This is a genomic window from Streptomyces sp. 15-116A (assembly GCF_025290915.1).
In the GTDB taxonomy this organism is placed as follows: domain Bacteria; phylum Actinomycetota; class Actinomycetes; order Streptomycetales; family Streptomycetaceae; genus Streptomyces.
The window spans coordinates 101,856-125,281 of record NZ_JAOCQE010000001.1; the positions used below are offsets into that span (position 1 = coordinate 101,856).

The 23,426-nt window shown below is 68.0% G+C and carries 13 protein-coding genes and 3 pseudogenes; 4 read left to right on the forward strand and 12 right to left on the reverse strand.

Annotated features, from left to right (window positions below; genetic code table 11):
* Positions 1 to 471: 471 nt before the first annotated feature.
* A complete protein-coding gene (locus tag N4P33_RS00480; protein ID WP_260824153.1) occupies positions 472 to 4,794 on the forward strand; it encodes an NACHT domain-containing protein in 4,323 nt (1,440 codons plus the stop codon).
* A gap of 343 nt (positions 4,795 to 5,137) precedes the next feature.
* Here N4P33_RS00480 and N4P33_RS00485 read toward each other — a convergent pair.
* From N4P33_RS00485 to N4P33_RS00505, 6 genes and pseudogenes are all read right to left on the reverse strand, one after another.
* Positions 5,138 to 5,236, reverse strand: a pseudogene (locus N4P33_RS00485) (3-oxoadipate enol-lactone hydrolase); the annotation flags it as partial.
* A 32-nt stretch (positions 5,237 to 5,268) separates the two neighbouring features.
* Entirely contained in the window at positions 5,269 to 5,541 is a 273-nt protein-coding gene (locus N4P33_RS35495) for a transposase (RefSeq protein WP_313904423.1), read from the reverse strand.
* 22 nt (positions 5,542 to 5,563) lie between these two features.
* Positions 5,564 to 6,274: pseudogene (locus N4P33_RS35625) on the reverse strand (transposase); the annotation flags it as partial.
* A 922-nt stretch (positions 6,275 to 7,196) separates the two neighbouring features.
* Positions 7,197 to 8,375: a serine hydrolase gene (locus N4P33_RS00495; RefSeq protein WP_260824154.1), complete on the reverse strand. Its 1,179-nt coding sequence runs from the start codon at positions 8,373 to 8,375 to the stop codon at positions 7,197 to 7,199.
* Between the two features lie 140 nt (positions 8,376 to 8,515).
* Entirely contained in the window at positions 8,516 to 10,240 is a 1,725-nt protein-coding gene (locus tag N4P33_RS00500; RefSeq protein WP_260824155.1) for an aldehyde dehydrogenase family protein, read from the reverse strand.
* Between the two features lie 26 nt (positions 10,241 to 10,266).
* Positions 10,267 to 11,631, reverse strand: coding sequence for a flavin monoamine oxidase family protein (locus tag N4P33_RS00505; RefSeq protein ID WP_313904424.1), 1,365 nt, complete (start codon positions 11,629 to 11,631; stop codon positions 10,267 to 10,269).
* Between the two features lie 61 nt (positions 11,632 to 11,692).
* Between N4P33_RS00505 and N4P33_RS00510 the strand changes: the two genes are divergently transcribed.
* Both N4P33_RS00510 and N4P33_RS00515 read left to right on the forward strand, forming a co-directional pair.
* Complete coding sequence (locus N4P33_RS00510) at positions 11,693 to 12,301, forward strand: TetR/AcrR family transcriptional regulator (RefSeq protein ID WP_260824156.1); 609 nt, start codon at positions 11,693 to 11,695, stop codon at positions 12,299 to 12,301.
* 1,045 nt (positions 12,302 to 13,346) lie between these two features.
* Positions 13,347 to 13,970 (forward strand): TetR/AcrR family transcriptional regulator, encoded by a 624-nt coding sequence (locus N4P33_RS00515; RefSeq protein ID WP_260824157.1) that lies wholly within the window; start codon positions 13,347 to 13,349, stop codon positions 13,968 to 13,970.
* A gap of 229 nt (positions 13,971 to 14,199) precedes the next feature.
* Here N4P33_RS00515 and N4P33_RS00520 read toward each other — a convergent pair.
* A pseudogene (locus tag N4P33_RS00520) lies at positions 14,200 to 17,415 on the reverse strand (bifunctional cytochrome P450/NADPH--P450 reductase).
* A 247-nt stretch (positions 17,416 to 17,662) separates the two neighbouring features.
* On the opposite strand from N4P33_RS00520, the gene N4P33_RS00525 reads away from it, so the two are divergent.
* Complete coding sequence (locus N4P33_RS00525; protein ID WP_260824158.1) at positions 17,663 to 18,724, forward strand: zinc-binding dehydrogenase; 1,062 nt, start codon at positions 17,663 to 17,665, stop codon at positions 18,722 to 18,724.
* 250 nt (positions 18,725 to 18,974) lie between these two features.
* Here N4P33_RS00525 and N4P33_RS00530 read toward each other — a convergent pair whose 3' ends face one another.
* The 5 genes from N4P33_RS00530 to N4P33_RS00550 all read right to left on the reverse strand — a co-directional run.
* Entirely contained in the window at positions 18,975 to 20,192 is a 1,218-nt protein-coding gene (locus tag N4P33_RS00530; protein ID WP_260824159.1) for a cation:proton antiporter, read from the reverse strand.
* 10 nt (positions 20,193 to 20,202) lie between these two features.
* Positions 20,203 to 20,346, reverse strand: coding sequence for a hypothetical protein (locus tag N4P33_RS00535; protein ID WP_260824160.1), 144 nt, complete (start codon positions 20,344 to 20,346; stop codon positions 20,203 to 20,205).
* A 46-nt stretch (positions 20,347 to 20,392) separates the two neighbouring features.
* Positions 20,393 to 21,778: an NAD(P)/FAD-dependent oxidoreductase gene (locus N4P33_RS00540; protein ID WP_260824161.1), complete on the reverse strand. Its 1,386-nt coding sequence runs from the start codon at positions 21,776 to 21,778 to the stop codon at positions 20,393 to 20,395.
* 140 nt (positions 21,779 to 21,918) lie between these two features.
* On the reverse strand, positions 21,919 to 22,560 hold the full coding sequence (locus N4P33_RS00545; RefSeq protein ID WP_260824162.1) for a DUF1345 domain-containing protein: 642 nt from the start codon (positions 22,558 to 22,560) through the stop codon (positions 21,919 to 21,921).
* 83 nt (positions 22,561 to 22,643) lie between these two features.
* Positions 22,644 to 23,426: diacylglycerol kinase family protein (locus N4P33_RS00550; RefSeq protein WP_260824163.1), on the reverse strand; the 783-nt coding region annotated here is incomplete at its 5' end.

Here is a 23,426-nt window from a genome sequence, read left to right on the forward strand (position 1 = left end):
TGTCGCTTGAGGCATCGGATGACCTCACGCCGGGTCTCGCCTTCTGGGTCGGCGTTCGTAATACGCCTGGCTGCGGGCATCGAAGCGCAGCTAGGTGAACACGATGCGGTGCAGCAGTCCCGACACGTCATCACTCACGACAGCTACACTGCCAGACCCACCCGATACCGCCCCGACCACCTTGACCAAAGACATAGGGGCCCCCACCGCGTTGCCCCCGGTCGGCAGGCTGTGACTCACCTGCTCTGAGCTGCGTGGGTGGCGACTGCACTCGGCGTTCGCTGCGTGCAGGCGGCTCAGGCGGCTGTTGGTCCGCCAGAGTCAGGCGCGGGTTGCTGGATGAGCGGAGTGCCAGGCGTAGCCCTGCGGCGGTAGGTTCGGTGTCCTTGGCTGAAGGGGTGCCGTATGCGACTGGACAGATTCTGCGTCCCTGTGGGAGAGGACCTCCCTGTCGACTCCCATGGGTTCCTCATGGACACGTCGAGCTGGTATCGCCAGCCTCCGTCGGTTGTGCCGCTGATTGACGCCTGTTCCGCTTCTGCGGTGCTGCTCGGGGAAGCTGGCATCGGCAAGTCATCCGCGCTGAATACCGTTCTCGAGGCAACCCCGACGAGCCGGGGCTGGGATGCACAAGTGCGGGTTGATCTCGGCCAGGTCCGGTCCTGGGAGGACCTGACTCGCAAGGCTGATGCGGTACTCAGCCGACTTGGCCCTAGAGGACATACGCCCGCTGCCAGCTCGGCCGATGCCGAGGCAGGGCATGCGCATCTTCTCGTCCTGGACGGCGTTGATGAATGCCGCGCCACCGGCAAAGAAATTGCTGGCTGGTTTACCGACTTGGCCGCCACCTATGACTGCCGTCGGCTACAAGTACTGATCGCTTGCCGCAGCATGGCCTACACCGACGTCCTGAGCCAGGCAGTGATCGCCGCGTTCGATATCGACGAAGCCCGCACCTACACACTGGCACCTCTCCGCCGAAGCGACTTGGTCGCAGCCGCCTCCGCCAAGGGCGTGGATCCCAAGCTCTTTCTCGAAGCTGTGACCGACGCCGGCGCCCAAGCCCTCGCGCGTACCCCTTTGACTCTGGACCTGTTGCTCGACACGTTTCTGGAACACAGCACACTGCCTGCCAGCCGCGCCAGCCTCTACTCGTTCGCCCTCCCGCATGCCGTCATGCACCAAGGCCATGACCGTGCCCCTGACGACCTTGCTGGAAGCCGGTCCCAGAGGTTCGCCACCGCAGCCCGCCTCGCCTGTTACTGCGTGCTCACCGGCGCCGAGGGCATCACCACAAGGCGCCGTACCGAGCCCGGCCAGGCTCTGCTGGCCATCGACACCTTCCTCGGCACACGAGAGGGCACCCCCGGTGACACGTTCACGATCGAGCGCCCCATCGTTGAGGGGGTCCTGAACAGCTCGCTGTTCAGCAACCGCGGCCCTGCAGCCGCTGGTCCTGCTCACGCCTCCATCGCCTCCTACCTCACCGCTCAATACCTCACCGACCACCAAGTCCCCCGCGAACAACTGCAGGGACTTCTCGTCCACCGGGGGGAGGTCGGCGAGCCTGGCATTCCCACAGACCTTCATGAACTGGCTGCCTGGCTCATCTCCCTGCGTCCAGACCTCGGCCCTTGGCTGATCGAGGTCGACCCGCAGGCCATAGCCTCCTACAGCTCTTACATCGAGGACCCGCACTGCGCCGAACTCATCGTCGATGGCTTGCTGCGCCAAGCCCGACAGGACACGACTGGCGACGGCCTGCCCTGGTGGCATATGGCGCCCCTGCGACACCCCGGCCTTGCCGGCCAGTTGGAGCAGGCTCTTCACGAAGCCGTAAACCGCGCGCCCCACATCACACACGAACTCGAACTCATCCTCAACCTGATCGCCGAGAACGAGGTCGGGGAACTTTTGCAGGCAGTAGCTTCCATTGCCTGTGATGCCCAGCATCCTCACCGGCTGCGCCGCCTGGCTGCCCAATGTGCTGGCATGCTGGACCAGACAGAGGCTGCTCCACTGCTCAGGCCCATCCTCGCCGAACTAGCTCAACAGCCCGAGCACGATCCCGCCGACGGCTTGCGCGGCGCTGTCCTTCAGACATGCCAGCCCTGGCTCACCCTCGATGAACTCCTCGCAGCCCTGACACCGCCACGAACCGATCCCAGCCTTTACACCTCTTTCTGCCGCCGTCTGCCTGCTTCTCTCTCGGAGGACCAGATCGCGCCATTTCTGGGCTGGGCCGGATCGCATCTCATGAATCCCAACTCCTTGTGGGCCGGCTGGTCCGACGAAGCAGCCATGGTCCAGGGCCTCCTCGACCGCGCACTGAGCGGGCCGGAAGCCGAGGCGCGTGTTCCCATTGTGGCTGTGTGGCTGCGTATCTACCTGCAGACGTACCCACAGTTGTCCGTTCCCGCGCCGCTGTGCGCACCGTTGGACGACCCTGACAACCAGCACGCTCGCCATCTGCGCCGCACGCTCACTCGACACCTCATCGACGTCGCCCAAGACGCAGAGGATGCCTTCCAGCTGGCCGAGGGATGGGACCCGCATTCCACACGGACCGTCCGCTCGCGTTTTGAGACATCCGTCGGCCCTGAACGAGAACAGCGCACCAGCCTGCTCGACGCCACAGATCTCGCCTGGCTCGTAAAATTCGAACAGAGCCTCAGCGACGAAAAGGCGCCGCATGCCTGGCCCATGCTGCAGCACGTGTGGTCCATGGCCAGGACGACAGACGCCGGGCAGGACACGGCATGGTCCACTCAAGGCACCAGAGTCTGGTCACAGGTGTTCGCTCAAGACCTTGAGGCCATTCCCATCGACGGCCCTCGCGCTGACCAGCTCAGGGCCCAGGCGGCAAGACGTCAGTCGCGAACGAAGCCATGGCAGGGCCGCGACGAGTACATCACCACCACCCGCGAGTTTCTCGCACAGGCGGAGTCGGGCGACCACGACAGCTTCGTGTCCCTGTGCTGGAACCTGCAATGCGATCCGGACACAGGCAGGTTCGCGGCCACCGAGTTGCTCACCGATCTGCTGTCTCTTCCCGGTACCGTCATCCTCGCCGACGGCTATGAACACCGCTTGCTGGCCGTAGCACGCAGGTTCGTCACGAACGGCCTGCCCACCGACAGCAGCTGGATCGGCACCAACAGCCTTCCCGCCCGTCCATGGGCAGCAATCTTTGCCTTCACAGCACTCCTCAACGACGACGGCGAGATACTGGCCACGCTGCCCTCAGGCCAATGGCAAGCCTGGGCACCGACACTCCTAGCCTTCCCCCTCACCAGCACTGCGGCCCGCCACGTCGGCCCGCGCGGCCAGCTGCTGGAAATGGCCCTCCTCCACGCCGCGCTGCAACTCGAGACCACCTACGACACGCTGGTCCGGGCGTTGTACGAGGCGGAAGAGACCTCGCCTGTCCTCGACCTGGCCTCCTACATCTGGACACCGGAGCTGGAGACCAGGTTGCTGCAGACACTCACTGACCTCACCGCGCAAGCTCACGAAAAGGCTCCCGCCATCGGCCCTGGCGGCCACGATGTCCTCGCTCGTGTCCTCACCATCCTTCTACGTCAAGGCAGCCCCCGTGTCTGCCACCAAGTACGGGACCGATTCGGTGCGCCGCTGAGCGAGCCCAACCCAGCACGCGACGAGCGTCTGGACGCCGCTTATCTGCGTGTCTTCCTGTTGGAGACACCCACAGAAATCTGGCCGACAGCAGAGCACCGTCTTCGTACCGACGGCACCGCGCTCGTAGCCGTTTCCGGCGCCTTTTCCCGCTCTCACAGCACTCAGGCGTGGCTCTTCAAACTGTCCGAACCGGCACTGGCCGAAATCGCCCGCATCCTCCTGGGCCGCTTCCCCTCGACGGACTCGGCTGGCTCGTCCCCGCCGGGTGCGACTGCTGCGCAGACGCACATTGATGTCGTACTCGACCACCTCGCCTCGCGGGGCACCGGTGAGGCCATCCGTCTCCTACGAGAGTTGGCGGCCGATTGGCCCAAGACCAGCATTATCCGAGCGGCGGCACAGAAAGCCGTGCAAGCGCACCGGGAAGGTTCCTGGGTCCGCCCCACCCCCGACGAACTCAGTCAGCTGATCCACGACCCACGTCGACGACTTGTCAGGGACGGAACGGATCTGATGGACGTCGTCATCGCTCTCCTGAACAAAATGCAGGAAGACCTGGCCCAAGGGACTCTCCCCGCGGCAATTCTGTGGAACGAAACCGAGCTGGAAACCCTGCCGAACGGCCAGAGCGGAAAGCAACGGCTGCGATTTCCCAAAGACGAGAACCTGGTGTCCGACTACCTCGCTTACGCCTTACGACGAGACCTCGTCGAAGGCGGCATTCTCATCAACCGCGAAGTGCAGGTGTACCGCAACATCAAGGGTGCAGGTGACCGCATCGACCTGCTCCTGCAGGCGCCCACCGCTGCGGCGACTCACTCCTCACCACAGCGGCAGGAAGAGTCCGTGGCCCAGGTCGCTATCGAAGTAAAGGGCAACTGGCACGACAAGATCAAAACCGCCATGCAAACCCAGCTCGCCGACGACTACCTCGCCGCGCTGGGCACTCGCAACGGCATCTACCTGATCGCCTTCTTCCCCACCGACCAGTGGACGGCGAAGGAACGCAAGCGGCCAGCTGCAAGGCAGACACCTGCCGGCCTGAAGGAGACCTACGATGCCCAGGCCGCTCGGCTCAACGAGAGTAGGAACCTGAACGTCCGAGCGTTCGTCCTCGACTGCACCATCCGCAGCTCAGCACAACGGAACACCTGACGAAACCGGCTTCTTAGGCGCATAGGCGAGTGCAATCGCAAAGTAGGCGCACCCCCAAACGCGTCACACGGGACAGGCCGCATGAGGAACCGACCACACGCGCCCGACAGCGCAGCCGCCCTCACGACGAAGCCGCACCGGAGAGCTCCGGTGCGGCTTCGTCGTCTCACGGCTCCGTGCACAGGCCCCACCAGGATGGTCCTCGGCGGGGCCTCGCCGTATCACCCATCTATCACACAGTCATCACCAACTGAGCAGCCGCTCCCGGACCAGGACACCCTGACCTGCGGTTTCATGCCCGCGCTGGACTGGCTTAGACACCCCTGGACGGTCCCTCCAACCTGTGCCAGGTGGTGCCCAGGGAGGGACCCAAGATCAGGACGGGAGCCTCTTCTGGCCCGTCAAAGCGGTATTGCAAGGTGTTCGACGGTGTCTCACTCACGCGTCAGACCCTCTCATGTCTCACAGACGCCCCTATAACGCGGGGGTGCGGGACACCGGTCTGACCAGGTTAAAGACCTCGCCGGCTGCGTATCGCTTGAGGCATCGGATGATTTCACGTCGGGTCTTGCCCTCCTGGGTTCGGCGTTCGTAGTACGCCTGGGTGCGCGGGTCGTGGCGCAGGCGGGAGAAGACGATGCGGTGCAGGGCGGCGTTGGCCTGGCGGTCGCCGCCGTAGTTGAAGCGGCGTGTGCGCCGCCGCCCCGACGAGTACTCGATGGGGGCTGACTCCGCAAAGGGCAGCAAAGGACGCCTCGCTGTTCAGTCGCTCGAGGTTGTCTCCCACGGTGATCAGGAGGCTGACGGCGCTGTCCGGACCGATACCCACCGGTTCGAGTAGCTGTGGGGCATGGTGCTCGACGAGCTGGGTCAAGCGTTGGTTCAACTCGTCGATCTGCCCGGTGAGCTGTCCGATGCGCTCGGCGAGCATGCGTAACGTCATAGGGGTGGCCAGGTCCACTCCGTCCTCGTCTCCCCCACCGTCGGGTGGGCCGAGGCGCGCGCAGGTGCGGAACAGCTCGGCGTTGCCGAGGCTCGACATGCGTTCCCGCAGGGCGGGGTCGGCGATGACCAGGACGGCCTTGAGCTGATTGATCGCCTGGGTGCGGGCCTTGACCGCGGAGTCCTTGGCGAGCTTGAAGATCCGGGCGGCGTGCACCGGACCGTCGCCGGACTTGGCCCGGGCCCGGGCGCGACCGCTGAGCACGGCTCGCGCGGCAGCCTGCGCATCGAGCGGATCCGACTTCCCCAGCAGCCGGCGGGCCGACCGGCCGGGCCGGTTCACCTCGTACACCTCGACGTGCTGGGCCAGCAGGTAGCGGGACAGGCCCGCACCGAAGGTGCCGGTGCCCTCCACTCCGACGGCGCACCGTCCCCCGCTTGCGGGCCCACACCAGCAGCCGCCGGTAGCCGGCCGCCATCGCCGGAAAAGACTCGGTGCCCAAGATCTTCCCCAGCGGGGAGACCACGGCCGCGACATGGATTTCACCGTGTGTGTCCACGCCCAGCACGACCTCGCGCCGAACGGGAGGATCCGTACTGGATGAGGTGGTGCGCTCTCTGGTCGTCATGGTGGTTCGCCTCCCGCGTCGTGACGTACTGAGTAGCCGACACTGGCCCGGGCAGTCTGAACTGTGATGGCGCCTGATCATCGGCAAGGCACCTATAGGGATACGCCCTATGGCTCGGTGACAGCAGGCACCATCCCGCGACGACAGTCGACAGGCCCGTGACTAGACACTTCGGTCAAAGATCTCAAGAGTCAGCCCCCGTCCGGGACGGCACCTCGCAACCGCGGCATCGTTCCCCGTATGACGGCACGTTCCGATCACTGCCGGCTGGCTTCGTCCGAACTGGCCCTCAGCCTGGCAAGGACAGACGGACAAGGCGTTGGCTCGCCACCCACTCGTGATCGGCGATGACGGTTAGCCCCGTGACCGTCGGCGTACAGGTGCGCCGCCAAGGGATCGGTGGCGATCTACATAGTTGCCGACCGGCACAGCGGCGCGAGGGCGCCTGGACAGGGCCCTGCCACGTCAACTCGATGGCAACCCCGGGCGATAGGTGGCTCCCCCAGCATCGATGAGCTAGGGGGCACAAGCCTCACCATGATCCGCCTCGTCTGGTTGAAGGACGGCACTCAGCTCCGGCCTGCCGGGTCCTATCCAGGGCCGTTCGAGGAGGAGATGAACGTTTCCCGCTGCCCCGTGAAGCCGAAGGGCCGGGCGGGGCTGTGGCCCGTCCGGCCAGGGCTCGTTCGACTGGGAAACGGACTGACGAAGCGGCTATGTGGGGTTGGCCCCCCGATACCTGGACCGCCGCGATGGCCGCGCCGCGCGAGTGCCTCCGTGCGAGTACCACGTCGTGGACCCGGCCGCATCACCAGCGGGTGCGGACAGAATCTAGAGTGCGGCGATGATGGTCTCCACCGCCGCGAAGGCGTCCTGGAGGTAGTCCTCTTGGACCTGCACCGGCCATGACGAGAGCTGCGCGACGACTGCTTCGTTGTCGAAGTCGATGTAGAGCATCTGGCCATGGATGCCCAGGCACAGCAGGACCCGGCGTTCGGCGTACGGCACCCAGAACTGATTGCGGTACATCCCGCCAGGGAACAGTCCCATGCTGCTGGGGTCGTCCGCGAACGCCTGCCGGGAGTCGGGTCCGCCGGTGAGGCAGTCCTCGATCCAGTGAGCAGGCACCAGACCGATGCGGTTCTGCCGGCCTCCGTCGCGCCGGACGAGTTCGCCGAAGCGGGCGGTGTCGCGCAGAGTGGCGGCCAGCCCGCCGTCGAAGAACACGGTTCCGCTGCGGTCGACGGCTGCGTCCATGTCCTGCTCCGCCAGCCGGGACCACAGCCGTCGGGACAGCAACTCGGGCATCCGCTCCCCGGCGGCGCGTTCACACACCCATCCGAGGACGTCCGTCTCGCACGATCGGTACGTGAACGGACCCCCGTGCGCGCGCTCGCGCTCGGCCCGCAGCAGCCGTAGGTACTCGTACAGGCTCGCGGGTGCCCGGTCGTCCTCGCGCGGTGCCCAGCCGACCGCCTGGTCGATCTGGCTCACATCGGAGCCGGGGGTGAGGTAATCCTCGGAGAACCGGATCCCCGATCGCATATCGAGGATGTCGCGGACCGTCGCCCCGGAGTAGCCCGAACCGGCCAGTTCCGGTACGTAAGCGGTGATCAGCTCGTCGACGTCGAGGTGGCCGTCGGCCACCAGGCCGGCAGCGATCACACCGATGATCGACTTGCTGACCGAGTACAGCATGTGCGGGCGGTCGGGGGTGAGGTCGCCGGGGTATGACTCGTGCCGCACCGTGCCGCGGTGCACCACGATCAGGCCGTCGATACACGTACGTGCCACGATGTCGGCGACCGTCGTGGTCCCTGCGGAGGGTGAGGTGACCGGGAGGTCGAGGGTCAGCTGCTCGCCGTCGGGGAGCGGGATCGGGTGGGGTCCGGCGGCGACCCGAGCGGTCGGTACCACCTCGCGCATCCTGCCGGCGGTGTATCGGTTGTGCGGGCCCTGCTGCCAGGTCGCCAGTGAGATAGGCGCGGGCACGTGAGGTGTCAGGGGCATGGAAGAACCTCTTCTTTCTGTGGCGGTGGTCGGTGGTGGGCTGTGACGACGGACGGCTCTTGGATCGGTGAGGTGAGTGGTTAGCGTGACGGGCACTCGGGGGGGGTGCGGCATCGGCCGCAGTGCCCGTGGCAGCGGCGTCAGCCGCGCAGGGCCCAGGTGATCAGGGCAGGGAGGTCCTGCCATCGGGGGTTGGCGGCGAACTTGGTGAGGAGTCGGCCGGTGCGGGCGGCCGTGGCGTTGGTGACGAACCACGGCGGCTTCGGGGAGATGGACGACTCGCCGTGCAGTACGGATCGTGGGGCGGGCCTGAACGGGCCCGTGACGACGGTGCGTTCGGTGTGGTCCAGGAGCAGGGCGTTGTGGACGATGCCGATGCCGCTCTGCACGTTGTCCAGGGTGTGGCCGGGGAAGGCACCCCATGCGGCGCGCGGGGTCGCGTAGCCGACGCCGGTCCAGGCGTTGACGGCGATGGTGCCGTAGCGCAGGTCGGCGATCGCGTCGCGCATGCGTCGGCCGAGCTCCTTGATGGTGTCGGGGTGGGCGATGAGGTTGGCTCCGAGGGTGCCGTGGAGCCGGTCGTTGGCCGCGGCGACCGCGGCGGCGAGGAACTGGGCGCCACTTCCGGGTAGTTCGGCGACGCCGAGGACCGGACCGAAGTACTCCGTCGTGAAGGCTGATTCGTTGTCATCGGCGAGGTCGAGACCGGTGAGGAGGGTGCGTTCCGGAGTGCCGCCGGGCTTCTCCGCTCCGGGGTGGAGGTCCCGGGCGGTCTGGACGCGGGCCTCGCAGCCGGGGTACCAGGCCGGGCGGGCGGGTGCGGTCGAAAGTGCCCGGCGCAGGGCGGTGAGGAAGGCGTTCTTCTGCGGCCAGTCGGAGCTGAGGATGAGGATCTGGCCGGCGATGCAGTTGCAGCCGCTGTTGTGCAGACGCATGGTCGCCACGTGTTCGGCCTGGTAGCGCAGGTCCGCGTCGGACCATGAGCCGGGCAGGACGATGATCGGGGAGACACCGCCGAGTTCACTGGTGATCGGCTTCGTCAGCTTCGGTGTGCCCGAGGCCCTGGCGGCGTCCTCGTCCTCGCCGGTTCCCCAGACCACGGCGTCGTGGGTACTTTCGCTGCCGGTCATGTGGACGGCAGTGATCCCGGGGTGCGCGGTGAGTGCCGCGCCCACCTCGGGTCCGCCGGTGACGATCTCGACCAGGCCCCTGTCGGTGAGCGGCTTGAAGATCGCCCGGTAGACGTCGGCGAGCGGGTCGGTGGTGGGGTTGAGCTTGAGGACGGCGGTGCGGTTCTCGGCGTACAGCTGATACAGCACGTCCAGGGGCGGGATGGAGAAGATGTTGCCGGCTCCCAGGACCAGCGCCACTCCTTTGGTCTGCCGTGGTGTCCGCTGGGTGAGGCCGGCGGTGGCCCGTAGCTGGTCCGCGGTGACTCCGGGGGTCGTCCAGACCTCGGCCTGGAAGCCGCTCAGGAGCAGCTTGTCGTAGGTGTCGTACGGGAGGACCCGGACGGCGAGCCGACCGCCCGGGGCCCGGGTGATCCGGGTGTCGCCGAGGACGTCGGCTCCGTCGTCGAGGCGTCGCAGGGTCTCCTGGAGCGCCTGGAGGTAGGTGAGCACCGCGTATGGGCCGCTCATCCACTCCTCTCCGACGAGTGGGGAGGAGGGGTTGAGCCGCTTGATCCCGGCCGCGGTACGGACCCATTCGTCGGCCACGGCCGCGGTGGCCGCTGCCACGCCGAGGAGCAGCTCGCGCCGTTCGGCGAGGTGGGTGCGGGCCCAGGCGTGTTCGCCGGTGGCGAGTCGTGCGACGAGGGCATCGAGGTCGTGGTCGGTGCCGAGGGTGGCGGGGGCGGTGTTCATGGTGGGGCCTCGCTCACGTGTCGGGGTCAGGAGAGCTTGGGGAGGATCTCGTCGGCGACGCGGTGGCCGGATTCGGCGGCTCCGTCGATGTAGCCCGGCCAGCGGGTGGCGGTCTCGGTACCGGCCCAGTGCAGGGGGCCGACCGGACGGCGCAGCGCCGGGCCGAAGCGGGTGAGGGTGCCGGGCGAGGTGAAGGCTCCGTAACAGCCGCGGCTGTACTCCTCCTCCGCCCAGTCGCGTTCGATGTAGGCGATGGGGTTGCGGGCCTTGGGGCCGAAGTAGCCGACGAGGTCGTTGATCACCTGGGCACGGCGCTCGTCGGGGTCCATGCGTGAGACAGCGTCGGCGTGCCGGCCTTCGAGGAAACCGACGAGCACGCCGCACGAGCCGTCGTGTGGGGTGTTGTCGAAGACGGTGCCGAAGGGGCGGTGGGTGCTGTTCGCCTGACCGCTGAGGCCCGCGTGGCGCCAGAACGGCTCGTCGTAGGCGATGTTGACCTTGATGACCCGGCCCATCGGCATCCTCTGGACGAGCTGGTCGCGGTCACCGGGGAGGCCCGGAGTGAAGCGGATGCGGGCAGCGAGCGGCGGCGGCACTGCGACCACAGCCCGCCGGGCGCGGACGGTCAGACCGCTGCGCGTGGAGACGCGGACGCCCGAGGCCGCCGTGGGCTGCCAGTCGATGTCGGTGACGGGCGCTTCGAGGAGGACCCGGTCGCCGAGCTCCTCGGCCAGTTCGAGCGCGATGCGCTGCGTCCCGCCGACGACGCGGTCCTGCTGGGCCCCGCCGACGACGTTGATCAGCGGGTCGAGGCCGCCGGCGGCGCCGACGTAGAAGGCGGCCCAGAGCGCGGACATGTCCTCGGGCTCGGTGGAGAAGACCGCTTCGGTGATCAGACGGAAGAAGCTCCGGCCGCCTGGTGTGCGCGCGGTCCTGTGCAGCCAGGTGTCGAAGGTCTGCCGGTCCAGTTCCTCGGCCTGAGGCGCCCGCCAGGGATCGGTCGCGGCGACCTGGCGCGCGATCCGGTCCAGCCGGTACTGGGCCTGCCCGATGTCGGCGAGGACCAGAGGGTTCACCTTGGGGATCCGGCCCGTGTACTGGCAGCGGGTGGCGCCGAACTCCCAGATGTGCTCGCCGTCGCCGTACGTCGGGTAGGTCTGCAGGCCCAGCTCCCTGATCAGCTCCATGGCGTGGTGCTGGGTCGGCCCGACCCATTGCCCACCCACCTCGATGGGGGCGCCGCCGGGGAGCTCGCCATTGAGAAGCCGGCCACCGACGCGGTCGCGTGCCTCCAGGACAAGTACGTCCGTGCCGTCCCGTACGAGGTCACGGGCAGCCACCAGGCCCGCCACCCCGGCTCCGACGATCACGACGTCCACTGACTTCTCCATCACGGCCACCGTTCATACAGAGTGAATCTGAGATGCACAATGTATGTGATATCCATGGCGTATGGAAACAGTGCGCGAGAAATACGCGGAGAACACGCGCCGCGCCCTGCTCGACACAGGGCTGCGGCTCTTCACCGAGCGGGACTTCGCGAGCGTCTCCGCGGAGGAGCTGGTGCGTACCGCCGGGCTGACGCGAGGCGCGCTGTATCACCACTTCGAGGGCAAGCCCGGACTCTTCGAGGCCGTCTTCGAGGAGCTGGAACGGCAGGCCAGTGAGCGCATCCGGGCGGAGATCGCCGCCGTACCCGATCCGCGTGAGCGCGCCTACCGGGCGGTCGACGCGTTCCTCGACGTCTGCGCCGAACATGCCTACCGGCACATTGTGCTCCAGCAGGGGCCGATCGCCCTGGGTTGGCAGCGGTGGCGCGAACTGGACCAGCTCCACCTCGGCGGCCTGGTCCTCGACATCGTGGACGCCGCTCTCGCCGCTGGCCGCTTGCGGCCCCACCCGGCCAACCTGGTCGCGCGGGCGTTCTACGGAGCGCTCACCGAGCTGTCCATCACGATCACGGAGACCGATGAGCCGGAGCAGGCCCGCACTCAGGCGGCCGCTCTCGTCCGCGATCTCATCGGCGGGGTGGTGACCGACGGCGGCCCGCCGTCGCCATGACCGCCCCGGCCCCCGGCGTCACCCGCCGGAGGCGTTGCCGCCGCCCGCACTCAGGCCACTGCCTCACTCGCCCCCCTGGCCTGGGCCACCGCATCCTCGTCGCTCCCGTCGTCGCGCAGGCCGAGGCGTGCGCCGGTGGAACAGTTCGCGGTCGCCCGGGCTGGACAGCCGTTCGGGCAGCGCGGGGTCGGCTGGGACCAGAACGACCCTGAGCTGGTTGATCGCCTGGGTACGAGCCTTGACCGCGGAGTCTTTGGCGAATTTGAATACCCGGCGTACCGGACCGACGCCGGATTTCACCCCGGCCCGGGCTCGACCGCTGAGCACAGCTCGCAGGCGGCCTGCCCGTCGAGCGGGTCCGACTTCCCCAGCAGCCGGCGGGCCCCGCGGTTGGGCCGGTCCACTTCGAACACCTGGACGTGTTGAGCGAGCAGGCATTGGGACAGGCCCCCGCCAAGGGTGCCGGTGCCCTCCAACACCAGCCCGGCGCACCGTCCCCGCTTGCGAGCCCAGACGAGCAGCAGATGATAGCCGGCCGTCGTCGCCGGAAGGGACTCGGCGCCAGTATCTTCCCCAGCAGGGAGACCGCGGCGGCGACAAGGGCGCGCCGTGCGTCCACGCCCAGGACGACCTCTCTCTCCGCACAGGGGGATCGGTACTGGAGGAGGTGCTGCATTGCCCTCAACGCCCTATGGCTCGGTGGCAGCAGAAGCCATCCCGCAACCCACAGCCGCCCGGCGCACGACGACCTCGAACCCTCTTCTGGTCAGCAGCGGCCACAAGTCCTGTAGTTGCTGCGCGAGATCCTTGCCGGCCTTCAGCTTCTCCAGAAGTGGCCGCTCTACGCGGTCCTGGCCGCTGCTGTGCGAGTACCTGTGGGTCCACCCCTACTTGATGAGCGGCGGAATCGTGCCCAGGGGGCTGCGCCCGGCACGTGAAGCCTTCCACATCGCTGACCCGCCGGAGATGGGAAACCTTTCCTCTCATTCCAGGGGCGACTAGGTCAGCAGACCTAGTCATTGGACTGAGTCTCTATACTGAGCCTATGGCTCATGTTTCCGCGGCTGAGCGCCGCCCTCAGCTGATCAAGGCGGCCATCGACCTGATGAGCCGGGAGGGCGTCGCCGCCGGCAGCACACGCGCCATCGCCGCAGAGCTGGGCGTCGCGCAGGCCACGGTCCATTACACCTTCGGCACGAAGGAGGACCTGTACCGAGCGGTCATGGATCACCTCACCGAGGAGCTGATCGCGCAGGTCGAGCGAGCGGCTCCCACGAGCGCTGGTTTCGAGGAGACGATCGCCGCGCTGGGGGGCGCTCTGTGGCGCACCGTTCGCGATGAGGCGAGCACCTACCGTCTGCTGACGGAGCTGACCATGCTGGCCCTGCGCACTCCACGCCTGAGTGAGGTCCGCCAGGCCCACCTCCGTGGCGTGATCGAGGTGACCGCGAGGCTGATGGCCGAGGCTGCGGAGCGTACCGGGTACCGTCTCGCCCAGCCGGCGGAGACCATCGCGAGGTTCTTCCTCGCCGGCTTTGACGGCCTTACCCTGCAGCGCCTCTCGGCACCTGACGCTGACTCGGAACGCGCCGGGCTTCAGGCTCTGGTGTCTGCGACCACGGCTCTGGCCGGGGGGCAGCTGCATCTCGTGGACGTGCCGACCAGCTGATGCGACGACGGTGAGCCATCGGCTCGCGAGGGTCGCTTGACCGGAACCGCCGGTGGCGTGGTCCGAGTGGGTCACCCCGGCCGCCTCCCTGTGCCGCTTCCCCGAGTGGCCCAGCATGTGGTAGCCGACTCAAGTGGAGGAAGCAGGGCGCGTTTCACGACACGACCCCACGGCCACGGGCGACGAGCGCCGGTGGCCGTGGGGGTTGAATGGAGCGGGGTGGCCGCGGTCAGCCGGCCCAGACGTCCTCGATGTATCGGCCGGACTCGATGAGGGCCTCAAGGTAGGCGGTGGCCTCCTGGTCACTGGCGCCGGTGTGCTTGCGGTAGATCGACATGAACGCCTCACGCACCGCAGGGGCCATGCGGCGGCCGTCACCGCAGATGTAGACCCGGCCGCCTGCCTCAAGTGCGGCCCAGATTTCTTCCCTCTCGCGAGCGATGCGGTCCTGGACGAAGCGGGCGCCGTCCTCGGGCGCGTGCATGAAGGTGGGGCGCATGCTGACCGCTCCGGCCGCCTCCGCGGCTTCGAACTCCTCCCGGTGCAGGTAGTCGACGTCGGGGTGGTCGCAGCCGAAGTATCACAGCAGCGTTCCGGTCGACCCGGTGTGCAGCCGGTCGAGGACCGCCCCGCGGAAAGGCGCCAGGCCGGTGCCCGCGCTGACCAGGATGACGGGCACGGAGGGGTCCTCGGGCAGACGGAAGGTTTCGCTGCACGGCAGGACCCGGGCCTGCACCGTGTCACCGGCCGTGAGGGTCTGGATGTAGTGCGAGGTGATGCCGTGGAAGGTTCCCTCACCGCTCCGGTGAGGCGCGGCGAGCAGTGACACCATCAGGTCCACCTCGCGTGGAGAGGCCGCGGCGGAGGAGGAGATCGAGTAGTGGCGCGGGCGCAGGACCGGCAGCAGCTCCAGGAAGCGTTCGAAGGGCAGCTCACAGGCGCGGTAGCGCTCCAGCAGGTCCAGGACACTGGTTCCGGCGTCGGTCACCTGCTCGCGGAAGGTCTCGGGGGGCGCTGCGGCGAGTTCGGCCAGGGGGCGCTTCTCCGGCGGGCACTCGGTGTGCTCGGCGAGCACGGCGACCTGCTCCTGGGTGGCCGGGTCCTGAAGCTCGACGAAGTCGGTCAGCAGCCGGCGCAGGGTCAGCGGGCGGTCGACGGGCAGGGCGCTGCGGCTGCGCCGGCGGGCACGCACACGGACGGTGCGGTCCAGGTCGAGACCGAAACGGCCGGCGACCCGCTGAACGAGTGCCTCCGGGTTGGTGGGCAGGACGGCCAGGTGGTCGCCGGTGCGGTAGGTGACGCCCTCGGGCAGCCGCAGCCTCACGAAGCGCTTGGAGCGGCCGAGTTCGTGGTTCATGTCGACGAGCTCGTACGCGTCGTGCACCTCCATCGGCTCCACGCCGTGCCGTGCCGCGAGTCCGCCGATGACCGAGTCGGTGGTGTCCTCGAGTTCGTAGAGGCTCTGGTCGTCCTGCTCCGGTTCGGCTGCCGTCACGGTTCCGGCGACCGGCTCGCCGAACCGCTCCAGCAGAGCGGTCCACAGGTCGCGCGTCCACCGGTCCACCGCGGTCGCGAAATCACCGGAGGCATCGGCCGCACCGCGCTCCAGCAATGACGTGGCACCGGCTGCCGCCAGGCGCTCGTCGATGAGGGTCGGGATGCGCTGGTAGGTGGCTGCCCAGTTACGGTCACCGACGCCGAGTACGGCATAGGTGACACCGTCGAGCGAGCCGGGCTCGAGTCCCTCCAGCCACGCCACGAAGTCAGCGGCGTCGTCGGTGGGCCTGCCGTTGTAGGAAGCGGCCACGATCACCACCGGGCCCTCGGCCGAACTCAGCTTGCCGACGTAGTCATTGAGCGACGCCACCGACGCGGCGAACCCGTGCTCGCCTCCGTCGGCCGCCAGATCGCGGGCTATGCCCGCACAGGTGCCCAGGTTGGAGCCGTGGAGAAGGGTCACTGCCGTGCCGATGCCCCGGCGGGCCGCGGGCGCGTCCCGGTCCGTGGTGGAACCGCTCGCTGTGACGGAAGGCAGACGGCGCTCAGCGCTGGTGCGCCGGGCCAGCTGAAGGGTGAAGTCCACCGGCTTGAGCGTGAGCGCGAACTTCATCTTCATCTTGTAGTCGGCGTGGTCGATCAGCCGGTAGCGGTGCACCAGGAGACCCAGGAGCAGGGTGGCTTCGTGCAGGGCGAACTGGCGGCCGATGCAGGCACGTTCACCGTTGCCGAACGGCTTGAACAGGTGTACCGGGCGGGCCGCCTCCCGCTCGGGCGAGAAGCGCTCGGGGTCGAACAGCTCGACGTTCTCGCCCCAGGCGGGGTCGCGGTGCAGGGTCGGGGTGACCACCTGCAGCGTCTCGCCCTTGCGTACAAGGTACTTGCCGCCGATGACGGTGTCCTCGATGGGCTCCACGGCGAAGCCGGGCGCGGTCGGCCACAACCTCAGGCTCTCGTTGAGCACCTGGCGGATGTAGGTGAGCTTGCCGATGTCTCCGTACTCGGGCTCCGGGGCGTCGGTGTCTCCCCACAGGGCGTCCACCTCGGCCTGGGCCCGCGCGAGTACCGCGGGGTACTTGGTCAGGTAGTAAAGGGCGAAGGTCAGGGCGCCGCTGGTGGTCTCGTGTCCGGCGACGAGGAACGTGATCACCTGGTTGCGGATGTTCTCGTCGTCCAGCAGCCGGTCTGTCACCGGGTCCGGGGTGTGCAGCATCCGGCCCAGCAGGTCCTCCGTGCTCGTGTCGCCGGACGCCCTGCGCTGCCGGATGACCTGGTCGACCACGTCCCTCATCAGCTTGACGTCCCGGTGGAACTGCTCGGTCTGCTTCCGCTTGAACACCTCCATGCCCGGCATGGACTCGACCTTGTCCTGGGTGTAGCTCAGCGCCCGTATCATCGCGGCGACGAAGGGGTGCGGCTCGTCCCGGCGGAGTGACTCGAAGTCGTAGCCGAAGCCGCACTGCCCGATGGTGTCGAAGGTCAGCCGGGTCATGTCCCCACCGACGTCCACGGAGTCCTCCCCTGCGACCCGGTCCCACTTGGCGATCAGGGAGCGGGCCACTCGGACCATGGTCGCGTGGTAGCCGCGCATCGCACCGAGGGAGAACGCCGGCATCAGGATGTCGTGCGCCTTACGCCAGTTCGGCTCGTCGTTGAAGGCGGTGAACAGGCCGTCCTCGGCTATCGCACGTGCCGCGACCTGGTCCGGCGGCGTGTTCTTGCGAAACCGGGTCTCGTCCGACAGCTCCGTCACCAGATCCAGGCCGCCGACGTAGATGTACTTGGTCCCGAAGGCACGGAGCCGGAACACCGGCCCCATCTCCTTGAACTCCTTCATCAGGTGGAAGACGAGATCGGCCCCGCTCGGGGTACCAAGGCCGTGGCCGACCAGGGGCAGCGCCGGGCGCTCGGGGATCGCCTCGGTCCTGTAGCCGGACGCGTGAGTCATGAGCGTGCCTTTCCTCAGCATGATCTGTCGTTCGTGAACCAACATACAGATGACATTGTCGAGTGACAAAGTCATACGACTGTGCCGAGTGACACGTTCGAATGACGGAACTAGGGCAGGGTGGAGAACGTTCCTCGTCAGGAGCTTGACAGGCGACTCTGTCAGACGACACGGTTAAGCGACATAGTCACTCGACAAAGTGCACGATGACCGTGCTCTCCCCCATCGAAGCAATAGAGGTTCCGCCATGAACACGATGCTCGCCGGACGGCTTCACCTGGACACGCGTACGTTCGCCGTAGAAGAGATTCCCGTGCCCGTCCCCGGCCCGGGAGAGATCCTGGTCGAGGTGCGGGCCGCCGGGGTGTGCCTGTCGGACGTCCACCTGATAGACGGCAGCCTCAGCCCTCTCTTCCCGGTTGAAGCGGTCAGGAACAGCCGCGCGCTCACGCTCGGCCACGAGGTCGCGGGCGTCGTCCACACCATCGGCCCGGACACGCGGGGCACATGGACACCGGGTCAGCGGGTGGTGCTCCAGTCGGGGCAGGCGTGCGACACATGCGAAGGCTGCCTGCGCCGCTCGGTGTGCCGGCAACCGCTGACGCTCGGCGTGGACTACGACGGGGGCTGGGCCGAGTACGCCATCGCCCGCCAGGAAACCCTGGTCCCGATCCCGGACGACCTGCCGTTCGACCAGGCCGCGATCACCCCCGACGCCGTCTCCACCCCCTACGCCGCCATCCTGGAGACAGGAGCGGTGCGGCCGGCACAGGCGGTCGGTATTTGGGGTGCGGGTGGCCTCGGCGCGCACGGCATCCGGATCGCCCGCATGGTCGGCGCGGCCCCGATCATCGTCGTCGACCCGCTGCCCACCGCTCGCGAACGCGCCCTCGCCTTCGGGGCGGACCTCGCCCTGGACCCGGCCTCGCCGGACTTCGCCCAGGCGGTGGACCTGGCCACGGGCGGACGCGGCATCCAGGTCGCTCTCGACTTCGCCGGCATCCCGGCAGCTCGTGCCCAGGCCACCGCCGTACTCGCTACCGAAGGAGTGCTGGTCCTGGCCGGGCTCACGCCGGAACCGATCACCGTCGACGACAGCCTCGGCTTCTGCTTCCAGCTCAACCAGATCCGCGGCCACTACGGCTCCGCGCCTGAGCATGTGGAACAGCTCGTCCACCTGGTCTCCGCGGGACGGATCGACCTGGCCCCGTCCGTCTCCGCCCGCGTTCCACTGGCTGAGGCGGCCGACGCCGTCTCACGCCTGGAGAACAAGACCGGCGACCCGATCCGGCTGGTGCTCACTCCCTGATCAATTGCTTCCCGAAGTGGCCAGAGGATCTGTGGTGACCGGGTGTCATCACAGATCCTCTGGCGTCGGAGCCGTTCGGGTCGAGCACGGCGTTTCCTGCAGCCTCCCCGGGCCGCACCCACGCCGACGTCCGGAGCGGTATCGGCGTCGTGCACGACGCGCTCCTCCTGGACGGGCCGCACCCCCCGCACTCCGCACCGACTCCACACCCCCGCCCCGGCCGACACGACCCGGCCGGGGCGTCTACCTGTCACCTGGTGGGGCCCGCTGGAACGGTCGGGTTTCGGGGATGGTGTTCGAACCACCGGGCGACGGGTTCCGTCGTGACGCCGTGCAGGAAGACGCTGAGGAGGACAGTCGCGCAGGTGACATTGCCGATAAACGCCGCGTCATCATCCTCGAGTTGGGTGTAGGCCAGGACTGCGAAGACGATGGACGTGACGCCACGCGAGCCGAACCATCCGATGGCTGCACGCTCGGCCCCGCTGAAGGTCGTGCCGGCGAGCGCGACGACTACGGGCAGTATCCGGGCGACAGTAAGGGCGAGCAGCCCGTAGGCGAGGACGGGAAGTCCGACTCCATGGGCGAACTCCTCCCCGGCCAAAGCGCCGAAGGTGAACCAGACCGCCAGGGCCATCAGATGCCCCACGTCGTACACGAGTCGGAGGTTGTCGTTGCCGAGACCGTGTGCGGTGCGGGCGTAGCACAGCCCTGCCACGAAGGCAGCGACGAATCCGTTGCCGCCGATGAGCACGGAGGCCGCGTAAGCGAGGAACGGCAGCGCGAGATGGGCCAGACGCAGCCCGCCTGGCGCCGTCCAGCCGGTGCCCAGGCACCACCGCATCGCCCAGGAAGCCAGGCAGCCCGTGGCTCCGCCGGCCAGCATCGCGTACCCGGCGCCCATGAGGGCGTTCAGGACCAGATCGGCGAAGGAGTCCCCCTCGGACGTGACGAGATTGGCCACGCAGAACACGAAGAGCGGCGAGATGAGACCGTCGTTGAATCCGCCTTCGATGTTCAGGGCGGCTCGCACCCGCAGGGGGACCCGCTCATCTCTCAGGAACTTCAGGGCCGGAGCGAGGTCCATGGGCATCACGACGAGCGCGGCGACAGCCAGGAGCCACCAGTTCGTGCCAGGAAACAGCAGGGCGCCGAAGAGAACGGCCAGGATGACGGAGCCCGGCAGGGCCAGGCCCAGCAAGCGGCCCTCGCCCACCGACCTGCCCAGCTGTTCGTAGTCCCTGGTCTCGGTGGCATCCGTGAACAGCATCACCGCCAGCACGAGTTCGACGCACGTCTGGAAGGTGTGCGTCTCCATGTCGAGCGAGACGGCCGGACGGTCTCCGCCCGTCAGCAGTGCCCCGGCAGCCGCGAACGCGATGGGTGCCGTGATGCTCCATCGGGTCATCCGCTCCGACACGAGGGACCACACGAACAGGAGCGACAGAAGCACGAGGACAGCGACCATTCCCGTCTACTTACTTCTGGGCCTGCTCACCCAGCATGCCGACCATGTAGAGGAAGCCGTAGGCGAAGAAGACGAAGAAGAACACCCGCAATGCGACGCCCTTCGCCTTCCGCCGCTCCCTCACCCTGTCCATGTCGTATCGCTCGCTGTTCAAGGCAGGTTCCCTTTCTGCGCTTCTGTGGATCGGCTGGGGACCGAGGTCAGCGCCTCAGGCTCGCAAGAACCGCCTTCGCCGCGTTCTCGCCCGAGGTCGCCGCGTCAGCGAGCGAAGGCATGTCGAGCTGGTAATCGCCGGCCAGGTGGATCGGCCCGAGGGGCTCGCGCAGCGTCGGCAGCGATGCGCGCCTCCAGGGGGCCCAGAAAGGCACCACACGATGGTGCCGCCGCACGATCCCTTCCCCGAGCTTCCCTTCGAGCTGGGGGTAGACCGACAGCAGGTCCGTAGTGAACCGAGCAACGATCTCTTCATCGGAGAGCTCGAACAAGTCGTCGGCCACGGCGCCGCCGGCGAAACACGCCAGCGCACCGCCAGGCTTCCGTACGCCGCCCTTCCGAGTGGCGGCGGCGTGGTTGAAGATCGCCTGGAACGAGAGCTGCGGAGTGGACACGCCGAAGAAATCGTCCCAGGGCTGGGGCCCCTCCTCCTCGGTGAAGAAGCCGACAACCACGTACCGACCGTAACGAATGTCGTCGAACGCGTTGCGGTATCTCTGGGGAAGCCGCGGCAGGATCCGCACCGCGACATCGCTGGGAACCGCGACGACGGCCCGCTTCGCTCGCACCCTCACCGGCCGGCCCGCGGCGACATAGTCCACGACAACCCCGTCTTCGTCCTGTTCCACGGAACGGACGGCCGACCGGAGCCGAAGGCGTTCGCCGAGATCGGCAGCGAGGATGTCGGTCAGCGTCTGGTTGCCCCCTACGGGCAGTGCGAAGTTGGGCACCTTCGCCGGGTCCGTTAGGGAGACTCCTATCGACGTCACGAGCTGGGTCGCTGCCGTCTCCCCGGGCTCACATCCCATCCACTGGCCCGACCATGACCGGACCATGTCATGAGTCAATCGAGAGCGAACGCCGCGCAGGAGATCTGATGCGAGACGCCTGTCGAGCCTGGCACGCACCCTTTTCGCAAGGCTGCTGTTCGACTCGAGGAAGGGGACGGCCGAGAGAATTCGGGCGCCGACCATCGCCATGCCGACCCAGTCCATGAAACTCATCCGCGTGCGGAACATGAGAGCAGAGAGTTTGGCCGTGTCGACCAGTCCACCATTGAGCGCCAGCGCCACGCGCTTGCCGGCCAGCGACCCCATCTCGATGCCGTGGTGGTGGAGAGCGTCGATCAAGGGCCCGGTTCCCTCGGTGAACTGCGCCCCGACGTTGATCCAGTACTCGCCCTTCCGGACCGTCTCGACGCGTCCGCCCGCCCGCTCCGCGGCCTCGAGAACGATGACGTCGGCCTCCCCGACGAGCGTCGTCGCCGCCATCAGCCCCGCCATCCCCGCACCGATGACGACGACGTCACAGGTCTTCTCGCCTACGGGTGGCGCTGCGCTCGTCGCGCCCGGCTCGGGCTCCCGGTTCGTCATCCCTTTTCGTTCCTCACTTCGTCATTCCGGACGGCTGACCTCGGACAACATTTCCGATCTCGAATCGAGTTTGAGTTTACACCACGGCCGCGACCCCAGGACCATCGAATGTCCTCCGAACAGGCTGGCATGACCGACCGTCAGATGCTGTCCAGGGTGGATACCAGACTCGCCACCGTGATGGTGTTGAAGACGAACGCGATGCCCGAGTTGGCGGTCACCGTCCGGCGCATCTCCCGCGACGTCACCGTGACGTCGGTGGTGCCGAAGGTCGTCATGACCGAGCAGGCGAAATAGACGTAGTCGGCCCAGACCGGGCTGTCCTCACCGGGGAAGTCCAACGCCCGCTCGTCCTCCACGAGGTTGTCGGCCTGGAAGGCGACCGCGAAGGACACGGCCACACAGATCCACGCCACGGCGACCATGGTGAGCGCCACCATTGCTCGGGGAACCGGTCCGAATGCGGAGCCGATGTGCCCGGGAAGCCACGCCACCGCCACCACGAGCGCGGCGGCGGCGATGAAGATGGACACCCCCGGCCCGGGCGCCGTCCCGAAGACGTACCGCTGCAGGACCGTGCCCCGCGCCGAACGGCGCGCCCAGGTGCGTACCCGCTCCGGAGACGCGGTCGAGAAGGCGATGACAGTGATCATGAGATACGGGACGAGATAGGCGAGCAGCAGCAGAACCGACAGATCCGCGCCCGAGATCCGTACCCGCGCCCAGCCGCCGTCGGCACCGAGGAGAAGAGCTGACGCGCCTGCGGCGACGAAGGCGCTCACCGCGGATCGGCGGCGCTCGGAGAGCCACTGGTTCCGACGGCGTGAAGGCGGTGGCTGTTGCACGGGCGAGCTCCAGGGGCCGTTCAGCTACCGGACCGCTCGGCGCCGGCCTGCCCGACCGTCGTCCGCCCGGTGCGGCCGAATGCGAGGTCGATGATCCGCCGCCAGTCCACGGGCGGTGCGGGTACGACGACGCCCGGGCGGTCCCGTGGCACCAGGACCCGCAGCGCACCGGGGCGCAGCGTGCACACCACCGGGGTGGGCATCCGCAACGCCTCGCCGTCGACCGCCACGGGCATCTCCTCCTGATCGGTGGTCACCTCGACGCGCTGCGCGGTCATGACGCTCAGCCCCGCGGACTGCGAGCCCCGCACGGCGACGTCGGCGGCCTGCGACGCGTCCTCGACCCGGATGCCCAGCACTCCCAGTTCGCCGCCGTCGAGCCGAGGTCGGCGGCCTCCGCCGCCGAGCTCGTCGGGGGAGACGTAGGGGTTGTTGCTGACGAGCAGCGCCTGCTGGGACGTGAGCTCCGTGCCGTCGATCCGCGCATCGAGCCGTCGCACATGCTCGCCGAGCAGCAGGTCCGGCATGAGAGTCAGCGCCGTGCCCGCCTTGTCGTCGCGGTACTCGGGACGCTGCACGACATCGGCGTACACCCCGAACGACACGGTGTTGACGAAGGCCCGGCCGGCGACGTCGCCGAGGTCGACCCTGACCTCCTCGCCCTCGGTGAGCGCGTCGAGGCAACGAGAGGGGTCGGAGCGGTCGAGACCCAAGTCCATGGCGAAGTGGTTGCGGGTGCCGGCGGAGATCACGAGGAACGGCAGGTCGTGCTCGGCGGCGACCGCCGCGACCAGGGCCTGGGT

Excerpts from the sequence above, each read along its gene's own strand:
- N4P33_RS00480 (WP_260824153.1), top strand. The coding sequence starts at position 472 with ATGGACACGTCGAGCTGGTATCGCCAGCCTCCGTCGGTTGTGCCGCTG.
- N4P33_RS00495 (WP_260824154.1), bottom strand. The coding sequence starts at position 8,375 with ATGCCCCTGACACCTCACGTGCCCGCGCCTATCTCACTGGCGACCTGG.
- N4P33_RS00500 (WP_260824155.1), bottom strand. The coding sequence starts at position 10,240 with ATGAACACCGCCCCCGCCACCCTCGGCACCGACCACGACCTCGATGCC.
- N4P33_RS00505 (WP_313904424.1), bottom strand. The coding sequence starts at position 11,631 with ATGGAGAAGTCAGTGGACGTCGTGATCGTCGGAGCCGGGGTGGCGGGC.
- N4P33_RS00510 (WP_260824156.1), top strand. The coding sequence starts at position 11,693 with ATGGAAACAGTGCGCGAGAAATACGCGGAGAACACGCGCCGCGCCCTG.
- N4P33_RS00515 (WP_260824157.1), top strand. The coding sequence starts at position 13,347 with ATGGCTCATGTTTCCGCGGCTGAGCGCCGCCCTCAGCTGATCAAGGCG.
- N4P33_RS00525 (WP_260824158.1), top strand. The coding sequence starts at position 17,663 with ATGAACACGATGCTCGCCGGACGGCTTCACCTGGACACGCGTACGTTC.
- N4P33_RS00530 (WP_260824159.1), bottom strand. The coding sequence starts at position 20,192 with ATGGTCGCTGTCCTCGTGCTTCTGTCGCTCCTGTTCGTGTGGTCCCTC.
- N4P33_RS00540 (WP_260824161.1), bottom strand. The coding sequence starts at position 21,778 with ATGACGAACCGGGAGCCCGAGCCGGGCGCGACGAGCGCAGCGCCACCC.